Genomic DNA, 15,984 nt, shown 5'->3' with positions numbered 1-15,984 from the left:
TATTATACTGAGTATAATTTTATGGTGACGGCGTGACGCGTGAACGAACCGACGTGGTTGTGGTCGGTGCCGGGCCGACCGGACTGCTGCTGGCGATCGAACTGACCCTGGGCGGCGCCGACGTGATCGTGATCGAGCGGCTGGCCGAGCCCGACCAGACCATCAAGGCCGGCGCGATCGGCGCGCTGGCAGGCGAGGCGCTGGAGCGCCGCGGCCTCGGCGACGCGATGAATGCGGTCGAACGCAGCATGGCGGACAGCATGTCCAGGCTCATGAAGGGCGCGGGCGATGCGAGCGAACTGCCGTTCAAGAAATTCGGCGGTCACTTCTCGGGCATTTTCCTGATCGACCAGACGCGTCAGCGCGAGCCGGACCGGCGGTTGCGCGGGGTGAACCAACAAGCCCTGGAAAGCATGCTTGCCGAGCGCGCCCGCGCGCTCGGCATCACAATCAGGCGCGGCTGCGAACTGATCGATTTCGAGGATCATGGCGATAGCATCGTGGCGCGGACAAGGGACGCGTCCGGCGATGTCGAGCTGCAGGCTGCCTATCTGGTCGGCTGCGACGGCGGACGCAGCGCCGTTCGCAAGCGCGCGGACTTCGCATTCCCCGGCACCGAACCGACCCTCACCGGACACCAGGCCATCGTCGACCTCGATCATCCGGATCGCCTGCTGCCGGTCGGCTGGCGGCGAACGCCGGTCGGCATGATGGCATATGGACCGATTCCTGGCCGGGTGTTCCTGGCCGAGTTCGATGGTCCGCCGGCCGATCGCAGCGCGCCAGTCACGCGCGAGGAGATCGAGACCACCCTGCGCCGGATCAGCGGGGCCGACGTTCGCGTCACCGCCGTCAAGACCGCGACGCGCTTCACCGACAATGCGCGGCAGGCCGACAGCTATCGCAGGGGCCGCGTCCTTTTGGCGGGCGACGCGGCGCATGTGCACTCGCCATTCGGCGGACAAGGCCTCAATCTCGGCCTGCTCGATGCGGTCAATCTCGGCTGGAAGCTTGCGGCTGTTGTCTGCGATCGCATGCCCGAAAGCCTGCTCGACAGCTACACGGAAGAACGGCATCCGATCGCGGCAAAAGTGCTCGCCAACACCCGCGCCCAGGTCGCCTTGATGCGGCCTGATGTCATGACGGACGCGTTGCGCGAGATCGTCGCGGACCTGATGAGCCTCGACGAGGGCACCCGCTACTTCGGCGAAATGATCAGCGGCGTCAGGATCCGTTACGATCTCGGCAGCGACCATCCATCGGTCGGCCGGCTCTCCGGCAATTTTGCTCTCGGCGACGGCGGCGCGGAGACAACCCTGTTCGATCAGATGGAGGACGGCAGGGCCGTGCTGGTCGATGCGACTGATGGAGCTGCGTCAGCGATCGCGGCGCGCTGGGACATCTTCGTGCGATGCGTGCCAAGACGTAACGTGTCAAGACGCGGCGGCCCTTCGCTGCTGATCCGTCCGGATGCCTGTATCGCCTGGGCGGCCGACGACGAAGACTTGGCGGGCCTCGACGCCGCGCTGACGCGCTGGTTCGGTGCCCAAACAGGATGAATTGCATCGTCATTCCGGGGCGATGCGCAGCATCGAACCCGGAATCTCGAGATTCCGGGTTCGGTCCTGCGGACCGCCCCGGAATGACAGTGGGTGAACTTACCGCGTCCCGAACGTGGTCTTGCCGAACAGCGCCTTCTGCGTCGAGGGCTGCGAGCGCCAGTATTGCGGCGGCGCGCTCACCTCGCCGCCGAGCTCGGCGGCGGCGTGCCAGCCCCAGCGCGGGTCGTAGAGCATGCCGCGGGCGAGCGCGATCATATCGGCCTTGCCGGACGAGACGATCTCCTCCGCCTGCTTCGCTTCCGTGATCAGGCCGACCGCCATCGTGGTGACGCCGGTCGCCTCCTTGACCGCCAGCGCCGCCGGCACCTGGTATCCCGGCCCGAGCGGGATCTTCTGCAACGGTGAGACGCCGCCGGACGAGACATCCATCCAGTCAACGCCGCGCTTCTTCAGCTCCTTGGCAAACTCGATGGTCTGCGCAAGGTCCCAGGCGCCCTCGACCCAATCGGTCGCCGACACCCGCATGCCGATCGGCTTGTGATCCGGGAATACGGCGCGCACGGCGTCGAACACTTCCAGCGGGAAGCGCATGCGGTTTTCGAGCGAGCCGCCATAGCGGTCGGTCCGCTTGTTGGCGATCGGCGACAGGAACTGGTGCAGCAGATAGCCGTGCGCGCCGTGCAGCTCGAGCGCATCGATGCCGAGCCGGTCGGCGCGCTTTGCCGACGCGACAAAGGCCTCGCGGATGCGCTTCAGGCCGGCATCGTCGAGCGCCGCCGGCGCAGCCTCGCCTTCCTTGTGCGGGACATCGGATGGTCCGACCGTCTGCCAGCCGCCTTCGGCAATCGGGATCAACTGCCCGCCCTCCCAGGGACGCTGGCTCGACGCCTTGCGGCCGGCATGGGCGAGTTGCATGGCGACGGCCGCTTTCGAATGCTTGCGCACCGAGGCCAGGATCGGCTTCAGCGCCGCCTCGTTGGCATCGTTGTAAAGACCGAGGCAGCCCGGCGTGATCCGGCCGATATCCTCGACATGGGTGGCTTCGATGCAGAACATCGCCGCGCCCGACAGGGCCAGCATGTTGATGTGGGTGAAGTGCCAGTCGTTGGCGGAGCCGTCGATGGCCGAATACTGGCACATCGGCGAGACCATGATGCGATTGGAGAGTTTCAGGTCGCGCAGTTCGATCGGGGAAAACAGGGTGCTCATGCGGCGGATATCCGGGATCGGGGAGAGGGCCCGGTTAAGATAGAGGCACCACGGCCGATCACCAACCGTCCGGAAGGCCGCGCAGGCCGCGGCGCAGATCAGCAATGTCCGGACCGCGTCCCTCCGGGCCGGCGCCTCAGTCCACCAGCGTGAACTGCAGCAGCAGATTGCGCTGGATCAGGGAGAAATTGTCGTCGGAGACCATGGTCAGCACGGTCTCGCCCTCCTCCGTGACATGGGCGTCGATGCCTTCCATATTGTCGATCTCGTTGCCGAGATCGGCACTGAAGATCGCGGGGCCATCGACCAGGGCGCCGGGCGCGATATCGGACAGCGCGAGACGGCGGATGCGGATGCCGACGCCGCCGAACCAGGAGAATTTCCGCTCCAGAATCAACAGGCCGCCCGACGGCAGCAGGACCGCGTCACTGATGTCGAAATTCTCGCTGCGGCGGATGCTGAACTGGCCCGGCGTCTTGCCGCCGACCAGGAAGGCGATCAGGTTGCCGTTCGCATCGAGCCCGCGTTCCGAGAACGCGATCAGCGTGCCGGCGAGCAGCTGGCCCGTGGCCTTGGGCACGAAGACGAGGCCCTCCAGCCCCTTGTTGTTCGGAAGTTTGCGGGCCGCCGCCGGCAGCGGCACCACCTCGCCGCGCGCGCGGGTAAAGCCCTTGGCGAAATCGAAGCGCAGCACCTGGTTGACCCGCTCGAGCCCGACATAGGCGAACGAGCCGTCGAGCGCGAGCGATTCCGAATCATACCAGCCGCGGGTCACGGTGATCGGCCTGCCGTCGGCGCCGAGCAGCGGCGCCGCCTCGACGTCGTCGAGCCCGACCATCTCCCGGCCACGATAAACGATGCGGCCGGTGAACCAGCTGCCCTGATCGCTGACCGCGATGAAGCGTTCACCCTTGGGATCGAGCCGTAGCGCGGAGAGGCCGCCGAAGCCGGAGAACGACGAGGTCAGGATCAGCCCGCTGCGATACTCCAGCGCGCCGAACCGCGTGCGCGCGCGATCGCGGGTGTCGAACGACGGCAGCGGCCGTGCGTTGACGTCGATCGAAACCGGTTCGTTGACCCGGTAGGGGCTCGGCCTCGCAGCCGGCCTCGGCGTTGCCGGCGGCTGGGTCGCGCTCTGCGCCTGCGCAAGACGCGGCAATGTGGCGGCCGACAGCCCCGCCGCCATACCCTGGAGGAAACGGCGGCGGCTAGGGGGTGAGCGCATGTCTCACGAGTGGAGGCGGCGCCGGATGCCCGGCGCGGGCGCCGAGCCGTGAGTCTCGCTGAACAGCTCGGCGAGCTTTTCGGTGATGGCACCGCCGAGCTCTTCGGCGTCCACGATGGTCACGGCGCGGCGATAGTAGCGCGTCACGTCGTGACCGATGCCGATCGCGATCAGCTCGACCGGCGAGCGGGTTTCGATCTCGTCGATGATGTGACGCAGATGCCGCTCGAGATAGTTGCCGGGATTGACCGACAGCGTGGAGTCGTCGACCGGCGCACCGTCGGAGATCATCATCAGGATTCGGCGCTGCTCGGGACGCGCGAGCAGGCGCTTGTGCGCCCAGTCGAGCGCCTCGCCGTCGATGTTCTCCTTGAGCAGGCCCTCGCGCATCATCAGCCCGAGATTTTTGCGCGCGCGACGCCAGGGTGCATCGGCCGACTTGTAGATGATGTGCCTGAGATCGTTGAGGCGGCCCGGATTGGCCGGCTTGCCGGCCGCGAGCCACGCCTCGCGCGACTGCCCGCCCTTCCAGGCGCGCGTGGTGAAGCCGAGGATCTCGACCTTGACGCCGCACCGCTCCAGCGTCCGCGCCAGGATGTCGGCGCAGGTGGCGGCGACCGTGATCGGGCGGCCGCGCATCGAGCCGGAGTTATCCAGCAGCAGCGTCACCACGGTGTCGCGGAAGGTGGCCTCCTTCTCATGCATGAAGGACAGCGGGTGATAGGGATCGGTGACGACGCGCGACAGCCGCGCCGGATCGAGGATGCCCTCCTCGAGGTCAAAATCCCAGGCGCGATTCTGCTGTGCCATCAGGCGGCGCTGCAGGCGGTTGGCGAGCCGCGCCACGATGCCCTGCAGATGCGCGAGCTGCTTGTCGAGATAGGAGCGCAGCCGCTCGAGCTCGTCATGATCGCAGAGATCCTCGGCGGCGATCACCTCATCGAACTTCGGCGCGAAGGCGTGATATTCCGGACCGCGCGGCTCGTTCTGGCCGCGCGCATTCGGCCGTGTCGCCTCGCCCGGCGTCTCGTCGTCGCCGAGCTCGCCGTCGTCGAATGTGTCCGACGTGGAGGCCTGCGCGCTCTCCATCGCGCTTTCGCTCATCTCTTCCGCGGACGTCTGCGCCTGGTCGGCGCTCATCTCCTGCGCGGCATCGGAGTCGGGCGAGCCCTCGGCGCCGGACTGATCGCTCTCGCCGTCCTGGTTCTCGTCCTGGTCGTCGTCATCGTCGGAATCCATGTTGCGGTCGTCGCCGAGATCGAGCGCCGACAGCAGATCGTGGACGAGGTCGCCGAACCTCGCCTGGTCCTCGGTGAAACGGCTGAGCTTGTCGAGCCGCGAGCCGATCTTGTCCTCCAGCGTCGGGCGCCAGAGATCGACCATCTTCTTGGCGGCGGCGGGCGGCGCCATGCCGGTGAGACGTTCGCGCACCAGCATCGCCAGCGCATCCGACAGCGGCGCATCGGCGCGGTCGGTGATCTCGTCATACTTGCCGCGGTGGAAATGATCGTCGAGCATCGCGGTGAGGTTCTTCGCAACGCCCGCCATTCGCCGCGAGCCGATCGCCTCGACGCGCGCCTGCTCGACCGCCTCGAACACGCCGCGCGCCTGCGGATTGCCCGGCATCAGCTTGCGATGCACCTTGGGATCGTGACAGGCGATCTTGAGCGCGATCGAATCGGCGTGGCCGCGCACGATCGCCGCATCACGCTTGGTCATCTTGCGCGCCGGCTCCGGCAGCCGCGCCTTGCCGGGCGCGAGCCCGGGGCGCTCGGCGGCGAAGGAGACCTCGAGCTCCGGCTTCTTGGCGATCGCCTTCAGGCACGCCGACACCGAGCGCTTGAACGGCTCGGTCGGCGCTTCCTTGGATCCGGGACGGAATTTGATGTTGGAGGTTGTCATAGCGATTTCGTAAACCAATGGCGCGTTACGCCGCCGGGATACCCCTCAATCGAACCGAACTCTTTATATCCGTTGGCGCGGTAGAAGCCCGGCGCCTGGAAGCTCATCGTATCCAGATAAGATCGCGTCGCTCCGAAGCGCCGCGCCTCGTCCTCGATCGCCTTGATCAGCTTCGCGCCAAAGCCCTTGTTGCGAAACTTCTGCTCCATCCAGAACAACTGGATGAACAACACCGCGGTCCAAACCTCGCCGACGATGCCGCCGACAATCTTGTCGCCTTGCCGCAGCGAGATGGCGAAGCGCTTGTACTTCTGCTTCCCCATCTTCTCGTTGTTGTAGTGGAGCAATCCGCCGAGCACCGCTTTCTTCGTCTGGGTGACTGTGCGCTCGACGGAGATTTTCGGCATGGACTAGCTGAGCGCCACGTTGACCGAGGATTCCGGCAGCTCGACGTTGAAACAGCGCTGGTAGAACTCGGCGACCAGCGGCCGCTCCAATTCGTCACACTTGTTGAGGAAGGTGACGCGGAACGCAAAGCCGATGTCGTTGAAGATGTCCGAGTTCTCGGCCCAGGTGATCACCGTACGCGGGCTCATCACCGTCGACAGGTCGCCGTTGGCGAAGGCGTTGCGGGTGAGGTCCGCCAGCCGCACCATCTTGTTGACGATGTCGCGGCCCTCCTGCGTGCGGTAGTGGCGCGCCTTGGCCAGCACGATCTCCACTTCCTCGTCATGGGCGAGGTAGTTCAGCGTGGTAACGATCGACCAGCGGTCCATCTGGCCCTGGTTGATCTGCTGGGTGCCGTGATAGAGGCCCGAGGTGTCGCCGAGGCCGACCGTATTGGCGGTCGAGAACAGGCGGAACGCCGGATGCGGCTTGATCACCTTGTTCTGGTCGAGCAGCGTCAGGCGACCGGAGACTTCCAGCACGCGCTGAATCACGAACATCACGTCCGGGCGGCCGGCGTCGTATTCGTCGAACACGAGCGCGATATTGTGCTGCAGCGCCCAGGGCAGGATGCCATCGCGGAATTCGGTGACCTGCTTGCCGTCCTTGACCACGATGGCGTCCTTGCCGACGAGATCGATACGGCTGATGTGGCTGTCGAGGTTGACGCGCACGCAGGGCCAGTTGAGGCGGGCCGCAACCTGCTCGATGTGGGTCGACTTGCCGGTGCCGTGATAGCCGGTGACCATCACGCGACGATTCTTGGCAAAGCCAGCGAGGATCGCGAGCGTGGTCGCGCGATCGAAGCGATAGTCCGGATCGGTTTCCGGCACATGCGGATCGACTTCCGAATAGGCGGGAACTTCCAGATCGCTATCGATCCCGAAGACCTGCCGGACCGACACCTTCATGTCGGGCAAGCCGACGGGTTCTTGTGTTTTGGTCTGGACGGCGGTCGTCATTCATCCTCCGAGGTCACGGGCATTCCCGAAACCAGATTGATCGTTTGGCTGCGGATGGGGTGCTAGGCACAAGCCTAGCAGAGAGCAACGGCCGGCAGAAGCCCGTGGGCCAATCAAAGTTCCGTTGTCCTATCATGAAGATAGGTCCGGACGCCGGTTTTTGAAAGGCTGCCCTGCGAATCACGCCGTACTTTTGCCGCAGCGCGTGGGCGCCCTGGCTTTCCGAGGCACTTTTCACCCCGGCAGGGAGTTGTTAGCTCTCAAGCCGATATCACCGCTGCATGGGAATTTTGTGACTTCATTCCTTGACCCGTTCATCGCGTTCGTTTCGGCCCATTCCTGGCTTGCCTATCTGACACTGTTTCTGGCCGCCCTGCTGGAAGCGGTTCCGGTGATCGGCTCCCTGGTGCCGGGTTCGACCATCATCCTGGCGTTGAGCGCGCTGGTGCCGGGCGGGGAACTGAAGCTGCTCCCGGTGCTCGCCGCGGCGGCCGCCGGCGCGATGCTCGGCGACGGCACCGCCTATCTGATCGGCCACCGCAGCCAGCGCGAGATCCTGTCGGCCTGGCCGCTCTCCAACTACCCGCGCGTGGTTGCGCAGAGCGAGGCGTTCTTCAATCGCTGGGGCGTGCTCGCGGTGTTCTTCGCCCGCTTCGTGCCGCCGATCCGCGCCTTCGTGCCGATCACGGCCGGCGCGCTCGACATGCCGCCGGCGCGCTTCTACGCGGTCAACATTCCCGCGATCCTGCTCTGGGCGCCGGCGCATGTGCTGCCCGGCGTACTCGCCGTGACCGCGCTGCACGACTATGCCGGCCTGCCGCACCATGAACATGCCGGGAAACATCTCTGGATGTTTGCGGTCGCGGGCGCCGCCGTCATCCTGGCGCTGGCCGTCTGGACCATCCGCCGCCGCCACGGCGGCAGCCTGATCGAACCGGCCAAGCCGGCGAAATAGCTAGATGCTGTTGGTGGTCCCGCCACGCCCGGGTGCCGGGCCGACATAGCGGGCACGCGGCCTGATCAACTTGCCGAGCTGAAGCTGCTCGCTGGCATGCGCGATCCAGCCGACGCTGCGGGCCATCGCAAACAGCGCGAGCTCGCTGCCCGCCGGCATCCGCAGCGCATGCACCAGCACCGCCAGCGCGTAGTCGATGTTGACGAATTCGCCGGTCGCCTCCGCGATCCGCTCCGGTACTTCCCTGGTGAATTTGCGCGGCGCGCCGGCCCGCGTCAGCGCCTCGAGCAGCGAGATCGCCCGCGGATCGCCCTTCTTGTAGACGCCGTGCCCGAAGCCGGCGAACCGCTCGCCAAGCGCAACGCGCTCGCGAACCACCGGCGCAACGTCATTGTCGAGCATCGTCTTGACGAGGCGCGAGGCGAGCACGCCGGCACCGCCATGCATCGGGCCCTTCAACGCGACGAGACCCGCGATCACGGCGTCGTACAGATTGAGCCCGGTCGATGCCGCGCAACGCGCGGTGAAGGTCGACGCGTTCAATTCATGATCGGCGAGCAGCACCAGCGCGCGGCGGATCAGATCGGGCGCGTGCTTGTTGTCAGGCGTCCAGACCCGCGCCACCTGCTCGTGCAGCGGCTCGTTCGATGGCGCAGCGTTCAGCATGGTCGCGACCAGCAGCCGCAAGATGCGGCCGCCGACCATCGCGCGGCCGTCCGGCGCGCGGGTGAAGGCGCCGGGATCGGCACTTGCCGCCAGCGCCAGCACGGCCACCGTCCGGTCGATCGGCTGGGCGCGGCGCGCGGCCTCAGCGATGGCGCGCATTTCGTCCGAGACCTGCGGACAATTGTCCGGCGCGAACGGATCGACGCCGGTGACGTCCCACAGCAGCGTCGCGGTGTGCTCCAGCGTGTCGCGCTCGGCGAGCTCGACGCAGTTGACGCCGCGATAGATCGGGCCCTGCTCGGTAATGGTCGCGATCGCCGAATCCATCACCGGCAGGTCGGCGTCGAAATTACGGAAGCCGCGCGGCTCCGGCGACGGCACGCGGCGCTCCTTCAACCCCCTGATGTCCTCGGCGCGGTAGCGGTGGCTGCGCGAATCCGGCGACGGCTCGGAGCGGATCAGCCCGCGGCTGACATAGGCGTAGAGGGTCGCCGGCGAGATCGCGAGCTCGGCCGCGGCCTCCCGGGCGGAGAGGTAAAGCTCGGCGGATTTTTTCATATTGATTTATATAATCAAGATTGATCAACTCGTCGAGAGGCCTGACCTTGAAGGGGTGAAGCAAGGAGATCAGGCCATGAATATGCATCTCACCAAGAGCCAGATCGGTCTGGATGGCGTTCCCGCCGCCGAGACCGTGTTGAGCCACGTCGACGGCGAGCGCGGCGAGTTGATTATCGCCGGCGAGCACGTCGCCGACCTCGCGGACAAGTCGAGCTTCGAGGGCGTCACGGCGCGGCTGTGGAACGGCGCCACCGGTAAGGCGCTGAGCGAAGCCAATGTCCGCGCCAGCCTCGGCGCCGCCCGCGAACGCGCCTTCGCCCGGCTGCCGGACCTGCTGCCGGCAACGCGCGGCATGTCCATCGTCGACGGCTTCAGGGCCGCGATCGCAGGCCTCCGCGGCGAGAACGGGTTGGAGCACGAGGCGACCATCGTCGGCGCCTTCCCGGTGATCGCGGGCGCCCTGGTCCAGCACGCCAGGGGACATGACCCGATCGCGCCGGACCCGAATGCCGGCCACGCCGCGGACACGTTGCGCATGCTGCTGGGCCGCAAGGTCGAGCCGCGCGAGGTCGCCGCGCTCGACGCCTATCTCGTCACCGTTTGCGATCACGGCATGAATGCGTCGACCTTCACCACGCGGGTGATCGCCTCGACGCAGGCCGATCTGTTCGCGGCGATCACCGGTGGCTATTGCGCGCTGACCGGCCCGCTGCATGGCGGCGCGCCGGAGCCGGTGCTGGAGATGCTGGACGCGATCGGGACGCGCGAGCGCATCAAGCCCTGGGTTGACGGCGCGCTGGCGCACGGCGAACGGCTGATGGGGTTTGGTCACCGGGTCTATCGCGTGCGCGACCCGCGCGCCGACGTGCTGAAGGTCGCGATCGAGCGCCTCGAGGCCAGTGGTGCCGACCTGCCATTTGCCGCCGAGGTCGAGGCCTATATCCGCGAGGCGCTGCGGAAGAAGAATCCGGAGCGGCCGCTCGAGACCAATGTCGAGTTCTTCACCGCGATCCTGCTCGATGGGCTGGAAATCCCGCGGCAGGCGTTCACGCCGATCTTCGCGGTGGCCCGTGCCGCCGGCTGGACCGCGCACGCCCTGGAGCAGCGGCGCACTGGAAGGCTGATCCGGCCGAGCTCGTCCTATGTCGGGGCGATGCCGAAGGGGTGAGAGCTAACGCCGACCCGTAGCCCGGATGGAGTCAACGGGTCGCGCGAACGCGCGCCCGATGACAGGCTCCGCGAAAATCCGGGAGCGGTCCCACCGCGGATAGATGTGCCCCGGATTGCGCTGCGCTTCATCCGGGCTACAAAACTGCATCGTTGGACGACGGCGGAGCCACGCTCCTCTGTCGTCCCTGCGAACGCAGGGACCCATACGCCGCGGCCCATCGATGGGGCAATCGGGCAGACATCTTGTGCGAACGATAACGGCCGGTGGTTATGGGCCCCTGCTCCCGTGGGCAACTGCGCACTAGGCAGGGGCGACGAGGACGAGAGAGCTCAGGCCTCGCGCACCACGGTCTTCAGGTAATTGTACGCCTTGATGATCTCGATCAGGCGATCCTCGGTCGAGCGGTCGCCGCCATTGGCGTCGGGATGGTGCTGCTTGACCAGCGCCTTGTACTTCGACTTGACGTCTTCGAGCGTCGCCTCGGCCCCTAACCCCATCACCTGCAGCGCCTTGCGCTCGGCGTTCATGATTTTGCGGGTCTCGGGCTTGGGCTCCGCGCCGCCCGGTCCGGGGCGCCAGCGGCCGCGGCCGTTGAGCTCGGAGAACACGTGGAACGGATCGGCGGCGGCATCGAGACCGCTGTCGCCCTTCTTGCCGTTGTTGGCGCCCATCTTCCAGGTCGGACGGTGGCCGGTCAGCGCGTCCTTCTGGTAGCGCGCGACGTCGTCAGGATTCATCCCCTGGAAGAAATTGTAGGACTGGTTGTATTCGCGGACGTGATCGAGACAGAAGTGCCAATACTCGCGCGAATTCTCGCGGCCCTTCGGGGCGCGATGCGCGCCCTTGTTCTGGCAACCCGCCCACTCGCAGGTCACAGCCTGCTCGCCGGCCTGCGCCTGGCGCTTCGCACTCACCTTGGTCGGCTTGATGCGAATGGAGTCGAAGAATTTTGATGAATCGATCGGCATGTTCTCTTTGACTACGCAATGCACAAATCTTCAAGTCTTGACATTGCGCAGACCTCGTTTCCCGCTTGCACCATTGACGAAAAGCTGTCGCGAACCTAACTCCGCCGCCATGAGCACCAAAGACGCTATCATAAACAAGTTGCGTGAAGCTTTCTTGCCGGAAAGCCTCGACGTCGTCGACGAGTCACATCTGCATGAGGGCCACGCCGGCCACAGGCCAGGCGGGGAGACGCACTTTCGGGTATATATTGTGTCTCCGGCCTTCGAAGGGAAGAGCCGGATCGAACGCCATCGCATGATAAATGCGACGCTGGCGCAGGAACTCGCCGGCTCGGTGCATGCGCTGGCGATCCACGCCCACGGCCCCGGGGAAAAGCCGCGCTAGTGCGCGCTTGCCTCAAGACGAAGCAGTGGTTTTCCTTTATGAGAACAGGATGGACCTGCTCCATAGGTGAGCAGGTGAAACTACGGATTGCACCGCCACGCATGATATGGGGCCATTGATGATCCCTTGCTGGCCACGTTTCCGGTCGATCGTCACCGCCGCCGGCCTGCTCCTGATCTGCGCGATGCGTCCGGCCTCGGCGCTGGACATGCCGAGCCCGTTCGTCCAGGAGGTGCTGGTCAAGAGCATCCTGGTGTCGCTCAACGATGCGGTGGCCGCGAACAATTTCACCGTGTTCCACGCCAAGATCTCAAAGCCGTTCCGCGACCAGTTTCCGCCGGACAAGCTCAAGACCATCTTCAAGGATCTGGTCGACAAGCATGCGGTGTTCGACGCCGTGGTGGCCAAGCCGATCGTGCTCGATGAGGACGCCAAGATCGACGACAAGGGCGTGCTGCGGCTGAAGGGGCATTTCGACACCGCGCCCAAGCAGGTGAAGTATCAGCTCGGCTTCATCCCCTCCGACGGCGCGTGGAAGCTGTCGGGCATCTCGATCGATATCGAGTAGCGAGGCACATCCATCAGACCCGTCATCCCCGCGCAAAGGCTGCGCCTTTGTCACTGGAGGAGCGCGCAGCGCGTCTCGAAGGATGCACGGCCACCAGCCGGGCTGTCGACCCTTCGAGACGCGCTACGCGCTCCTCAGGGTGACGGTGCTAGGAGACTAGCCAGCTCGAACTAGAACGCCGTCCCCGCCCGCTTCGGCTTCTTCTCCTCCAGCTCGGTCTCGCGCGGGACGGCGACGATGCGCAGCGCGGTGATGCGGTTGCGCTCGCGGCGGAGCACGCGGAAGCGGAAGCCGTGGAAGGTGAAGCTCTGGCCGCGCTCCGGGATCGAGCGCGCCTCATGGATCACGAGCCCGGCGACCGTGGTCGCCTCCTCGTCCGGCAGGCGCCAGTCCATCGCACGGTTGAGATCGCGGATCGGCACCGAGCCGTCGACCACGACCGAGCCGTCCGGCTGGGCCCGCACGCCGGCGACGACGACGTCATGCTCGTCGGAGATGTCGCCGACGATCTCCTCCAGGATGTCCTCCAGCGTCACCATGCCTTCGACCTCGCCATACTCGTCGACCACGAGGGCGAAGTGGGTCTTGCGGCGGCGGAACGCCTTCAGCTGTTCGGAGACCGGACGCATCTCCGGCACGAACCAGGGCGGCAGCGCGATCGCGGTGGCATCGATCGCGGACATGTCGCCGTCGTTGGCGCGCATCGCGCGCAGCAGGTCCTTGGCGTGGAGCACGCCGACGATGTTCTCCGGCTTCTCGCGCCACAGCGGGATGCGGGTGTATTCGCTCGCCAGCACCTCGCGCACCAGCTCCTCGGGCGGCAGGTCGGCGTTGACCATGGTCATCTCGGTACGATGGACCATGACGTCGGAGACCTGCAGCTCGCTGAGATCCAGCAACCCGCCGAGCATGTCGCGGTCCTGCTTCTCGACCTTGCCCTCGTGATGCAACAGATCGACCGCACCGCGCAGACGTTCGGTCGGCGACAGCACCGCCTGATGCGCCCCGACCTTGATGCCGAGCAGCTTCATCAGCGCCAGCACGATGGTCTCGATGATAGTGAGCAGCGGCCCCAGCACGAAGATCGTCAGCCGCATCGGCCGCGCGACCAAAAGCGAGATGCGGTCGGGCGCGTTGATCGCGATGGTCTTGGGCAGCACCTCGGCGAACACCACCACCATCACGGTCATGACCGCGGTGGCATAGAGCACGCCGACGTCGCCGAACCAGGCGGTGAACACGCCGGTCGCCAGCGCCGAGGCGCCGATATTGGCGATGTTGTTGCCGAGCAGCAGCGCGCCGATCATGCGCTCGCGCATGTTGAACAGCTTCGACACCACACCGGCATCGGTGTTGCCCTGCTTCGACAGCCGCAGCATGCTGGCGCGCGAGGCGCCGGTCAGCGCCGTCTCACTCGCCGCGAAAAACGCCGAGATGAAGAGACAGAGCAGCACGATCGAGAAGGTGAACCATCCCACTGAATTGATCCGTGGTTAGAGCATGATCCGGAAACGTGTGTAGCGGTTTTCCGAAAAGATCATGCTCAAATCAAAGAGATAGAGTGGGATGACGATCCGAGGAAGAGTCATCCCGCTCTAGGCTTTCAGCTTGGCTTGCAGGAAGTCGCGCACCGGCTGCGGCTCGACATTGTTGGCGATCACGGCGCGACCGACGGCCTCCAGCAGGATGAAGGTGAGTTTGCCGCGCTTGACCTTCTTGTCCTGCGCCATCAGCGCCAACAGAGCGTCGGCGTCGGCAAGACCTTCCTGCGCGAAGCCTGCGATATCCTGCAGGCGCGTCGGCAATCCGACCGCGGACAGATGATGCGCGATGCGCCCCGCATCATCGGACGAGATCATGCCGAGCTGCGCCGAGAATTCCGCCGCCAGCACCATGCCGACCGAGACGCCCTCGCCGTGGAACAGGCGATCCGAAAAGCCGGTCGCGGCCTCCAGCGCATGGCCGAAGGTGTGGCCGAGATTGAGCAGCGCCCGCTCGCCGGTCTCGCGCTCGTCGCGCGAGACGACGCCCGCCTTGGCGCGGCACGAAGTCGCGATCGCGTGCTCGCGCCCGGCGCCGCCAGAGAAGATGTCGGTGTGATTCTTCTCGAGCCAGGCGAAGAAGGCCTCGTCACCGAGGATGCCGTATTTCGCGACCTCGGCGTAGCCGGCGCGGAACTGGCGCGGCGACAGCGTGTCGAGCACCGAGGTGTCGGCGATGACCAGCACCGGCTGGTGGAATGCCCCGATCAGGTTCTTGCCCTGCGGCGAGTTGATGCCGGTCTTGCCGCCGACGGAAGAATCGACCTGCGCCAGCAGCGAGGTCGGCACCTGCACGAAATCGACGCCGCGGCGCAGGATCGCGGCCGCGAAGCCGGCGAGATCGCCGACCACGCCGCCGCCGAGCGCGATCACGAGGTCATTGCGCTCGATCTTCGCCGCGATCAGCGCTTCGCTGACCTCGGTCAGCGTGGCATAGCTCTTCGAGCCCTCACCCTCCTCGACCACGATCCTCGACGTCGGCACGCCTGCCGCTGCGAGCGACGCCTCGGTCGGCTCCAGCCAGTGCTTGGCAACGGTGCGGTCAGTGACGATGGCGGTACGCACGCCGGGCCGCAGCGCCGCGACACGCTCGCCGAGCGACTGCAGCACGCCGCGGCCGATGACGATGTCATAGGCGCGGTCGCCGAGCGCGACGTCGACGGTGACGGAGGCAGAATGTTTCAAGGGCGCAGTCATGAGGTCGCGTTCAATCCGTCAGGTGGTGGCTCGTTGGCCGGACGCGCACCGCACAGATGCGCATGCAGGGCCTCGAGGCATTCGTCGACGATGCGGTCGTGCGGCACGTCGCGCGAGGCAATCGTCAGATCGGCATTCCGGTAGACCGGCTCGCGCTCGCTGAGCAATCGGTTGACGGTCGCCTCGGGGTCGGGGGTGTGCAACAGCGGACGATCGGCGCGGCGGCGCACCCGGCGCATGATGATATCACTGTCGGCCTTGAGCCAGATCGAGATCGCGCGGTCGCGGATCCGGTTGCGGGTCTCCTCGCGCATGAAGGCGCCGCCGCCGGTCGCCAGCACGATCGGGCCGTTATCGAGGATGCGGGCGATCACCCGCGCCTCGCCGTCGCGGAAATAGGGCTCGCCGTGGGTCTCGAAGATCTCCGGGATCGTCATCCGCGCCGCCGCCTCGATCTCGGTGTCGGCATCGGCGAACGGCAGCTTGAGTCGCGCCGCCACCCGGCGGCCGATGGTCGACTTGCCGGCCCCCATCATGCCGACCAGCACGATCGACCGCGTCCCCAGCACGGCCGCGATGTCGGCCTCCAGGGTCTGTCTCTTATACACATCTCCGAGCCCACGAGACTTAGGATATCATCGCGTATGCCGTCTTCTGCCTTGAAA

The 15,984-nt window shown here is 66.1% G+C and carries 15 protein-coding genes; 5 read left to right on the top strand and 10 right to left on the bottom strand.

Annotation, left to right across the window (positions count from 1 at the left end; genetic code table 11):
* Positions 1-32: 32 nt before the first annotated feature.
* On the top strand, positions 33-1,559 hold the full coding sequence (locus tag PMN64_RS20635) for an FAD-dependent monooxygenase (protein WP_411781943.1): 1,527 nt from the start codon (positions 33-35) through the stop codon (positions 1,557-1,559).
* 99 nt (positions 1,560-1,658) lie between these two features.
* Here PMN64_RS20635 and PMN64_RS20630 read toward each other — a convergent pair whose 3' ends face one another.
* The 5 genes from PMN64_RS20630 to cobS all read right to left on the bottom strand — a co-directional run bounded on the left by PMN64_RS20630 (position 1,659) and on the right by cobS (position 7,307).
* Positions 1,659-2,771 carry an NADH:flavin oxidoreductase/NADH oxidase gene (locus tag PMN64_RS20630; RefSeq protein ID WP_411781942.1) on the bottom strand — a complete coding sequence of 371 codons (1,113 nt, stop codon included), beginning with the start codon at positions 2,769-2,771 and terminating at the stop codon, positions 1,659-1,661.
* A 136-nt stretch (positions 2,772-2,907) separates the two neighbouring features.
* The gene (locus PMN64_RS20625) at positions 2,908-3,996 is read right to left on the bottom strand and encodes an esterase-like activity of phytase family protein (protein ID WP_411781941.1); all 1,089 of its coding nucleotides are present in this window, start codon (positions 3,994-3,996) and stop codon (positions 2,908-2,910) included.
* Positions 3,997-3,999: 3 nt separating this feature from the next.
* A complete protein-coding gene (cobT, locus tag PMN64_RS20620; RefSeq protein WP_028343273.1) occupies positions 4,000-5,898 on the bottom strand; it encodes a cobaltochelatase subunit CobT in 1,899 nt (632 codons plus the stop codon).
* Positions 5,895-6,305, bottom strand: a complete 411-nt coding sequence (locus PMN64_RS20615) for a GNAT family N-acetyltransferase (RefSeq protein ID WP_076824818.1) — start codon at positions 6,303-6,305, stop codon at positions 5,895-5,897. Before PMN64_RS20615 ends, cobT begins: the two co-directional genes overlap by 4 nt.
* 3 nt (positions 6,306-6,308) lie before the next feature.
* Positions 6,309-7,307, bottom strand: coding sequence for a cobaltochelatase subunit CobS (cobS, locus tag PMN64_RS20610; RefSeq protein ID WP_411781940.1), 999 nt, complete (start codon positions 7,305-7,307; stop codon positions 6,309-6,311).
* 292 nt (positions 7,308-7,599) lie between these two features.
* On the opposite strand from cobS, the gene PMN64_RS20605 reads away from it, so the two are divergent.
* Complete coding sequence (locus PMN64_RS20605; protein WP_411781938.1) at positions 7,600-8,262, top strand: DedA family protein; 663 nt, start codon at positions 7,600-7,602, stop codon at positions 8,260-8,262.
* On the opposite strand, the gene PMN64_RS20600 is transcribed toward PMN64_RS20605, so the two are convergent.
* Positions 8,263-9,486 carry a citrate/2-methylcitrate synthase gene (locus tag PMN64_RS20600; protein ID WP_411781937.1) on the bottom strand — a complete coding sequence of 408 codons (1,224 nt, stop codon included), beginning with the start codon at positions 9,484-9,486 and terminating at the stop codon, positions 8,263-8,265.
* A gap of 76 nt (positions 9,487-9,562) precedes the next feature.
* On the opposite strand from PMN64_RS20600, the gene PMN64_RS20595 reads away from it, so the two are divergent.
* Positions 9,563-10,657, top strand: coding sequence for a citrate synthase/methylcitrate synthase (locus PMN64_RS20595; protein ID WP_411781936.1), 1,095 nt, complete (start codon positions 9,563-9,565; stop codon positions 10,655-10,657).
* 332 nt (positions 10,658-10,989) lie between these two features.
* Here the strand turns inward: PMN64_RS20595 and PMN64_RS20590 are convergent, their stop codons facing one another.
* Positions 10,990-11,628: a J domain-containing protein gene (locus PMN64_RS20590; RefSeq protein ID WP_304497709.1), complete on the bottom strand. Its 639-nt coding sequence runs from the start codon at positions 11,626-11,628 to the stop codon at positions 10,990-10,992.
* 109 nt (positions 11,629-11,737) lie between these two features.
* On the opposite strand from PMN64_RS20590, the gene PMN64_RS20585 reads away from it, so the two are divergent.
* Together PMN64_RS20585 and PMN64_RS20580 are read left to right on the top strand one after the other, a co-directional pair.
* Entirely contained in the window at positions 11,738-12,013 is a 276-nt protein-coding gene (locus PMN64_RS20585) for a BolA family protein (protein WP_028338206.1), read from the top strand.
* A gap of 118 nt (positions 12,014-12,131) precedes the next feature.
* Positions 12,132-12,581: a hypothetical protein gene (locus PMN64_RS20580; protein WP_028343266.1), complete on the top strand. Its 450-nt coding sequence runs from the start codon at positions 12,132-12,134 to the stop codon at positions 12,579-12,581.
* A gap of 170 nt (positions 12,582-12,751) precedes the next feature.
* On the opposite strand, the gene PMN64_RS20575 is transcribed toward PMN64_RS20580, so the two are convergent.
* From PMN64_RS20575 to PMN64_RS20565, 3 genes are all read right to left on the bottom strand, one after another.
* Positions 12,752-14,059: an HlyC/CorC family transporter gene (locus PMN64_RS20575; RefSeq protein WP_028343265.1), complete on the bottom strand. Its 1,308-nt coding sequence runs from the start codon at positions 14,057-14,059 to the stop codon at positions 12,752-12,754.
* Positions 14,060-14,176: 117 nt separating this feature from the next.
* Positions 14,177-15,319, bottom strand: a complete 1,143-nt coding sequence (gene aroB / locus PMN64_RS20570; protein WP_411781935.1) for a 3-dehydroquinate synthase — start codon at positions 15,317-15,319, stop codon at positions 14,177-14,179.
* Positions 15,316-15,927 (bottom strand): shikimate kinase, encoded by a 612-nt coding sequence (locus PMN64_RS20565; protein ID WP_411781934.1) that lies wholly within the window; start codon positions 15,925-15,927, stop codon positions 15,316-15,318. Before PMN64_RS20565 ends, aroB begins: the two co-directional genes overlap by 4 nt.
* Positions 15,928-15,984: the final 57 nt, after the last annotated feature.

Source organism: Bradyrhizobium sp. UFLA01-814, from assembly GCF_046718885.1.
Classification (GTDB): domain Bacteria; phylum Pseudomonadota; class Alphaproteobacteria; order Rhizobiales; family Xanthobacteraceae; genus Bradyrhizobium; species Bradyrhizobium elkanii.
The sequence above is the reverse complement of the archived record's forward strand: the minus strand, read 5'-3'. Positions and strand labels throughout refer to the sequence as shown.

What these genes read in the sequence shown, in the direction of transcription:
- PMN64_RS20630 (WP_411781942.1), bottom strand. Translation starts at nt 2,771, where the DNA reads ATGAGCACCCTGTTTTCCCCGATCGAACTGCGCGACCTGAAACTCTCC.
- PMN64_RS20625 (WP_411781941.1), bottom strand. Translation starts at nt 3,996, where the DNA reads ATGCGCTCACCCCCTAGCCGCCGCCGTTTCCTCCAGGGTATGGCGGCG.
- cobT (WP_028343273.1), bottom strand. Translation starts at nt 5,898, where the DNA reads ATGACAACCTCCAACATCAAATTCCGTCCCGGATCCAAGGAAGCGCCG.
- PMN64_RS20615 (WP_076824818.1), bottom strand. Translation starts at nt 6,305, where the DNA reads ATGCCGAAAATCTCCGTCGAGCGCACAGTCACCCAGACGAAGAAAGCG.
- cobS (WP_411781940.1), bottom strand. Translation starts at nt 7,307, where the DNA reads ATGACGACCGCCGTCCAGACCAAAACACAAGAACCCGTCGGCTTGCCC.
- PMN64_RS20600 (WP_411781937.1), bottom strand. Translation starts at nt 9,486, where the DNA reads ATGAAAAAATCCGCCGAGCTTTACCTCTCCGCCCGGGAGGCCGCGGCC.
- PMN64_RS20595 (WP_411781936.1), top strand. Translation starts at nt 9,563, where the DNA reads ATGAATATGCATCTCACCAAGAGCCAGATCGGTCTGGATGGCGTTCCC.
- PMN64_RS20590 (WP_304497709.1), bottom strand. Translation starts at nt 11,628, where the DNA reads ATGCCGATCGATTCATCAAAATTCTTCGACTCCATTCGCATCAAGCCG.
- PMN64_RS20585 (WP_028338206.1), top strand. Translation starts at nt 11,738, where the DNA reads ATGAGCACCAAAGACGCTATCATAAACAAGTTGCGTGAAGCTTTCTTG.
- PMN64_RS20580 (WP_028343266.1), top strand. Translation starts at nt 12,132, where the DNA reads ATGATCCCTTGCTGGCCACGTTTCCGGTCGATCGTCACCGCCGCCGGC.
- aroB (WP_411781935.1), bottom strand. Translation starts at nt 15,319, where the DNA reads ATGACTGCGCCCTTGAAACATTCTGCCTCCGTCACCGTCGACGTCGCG.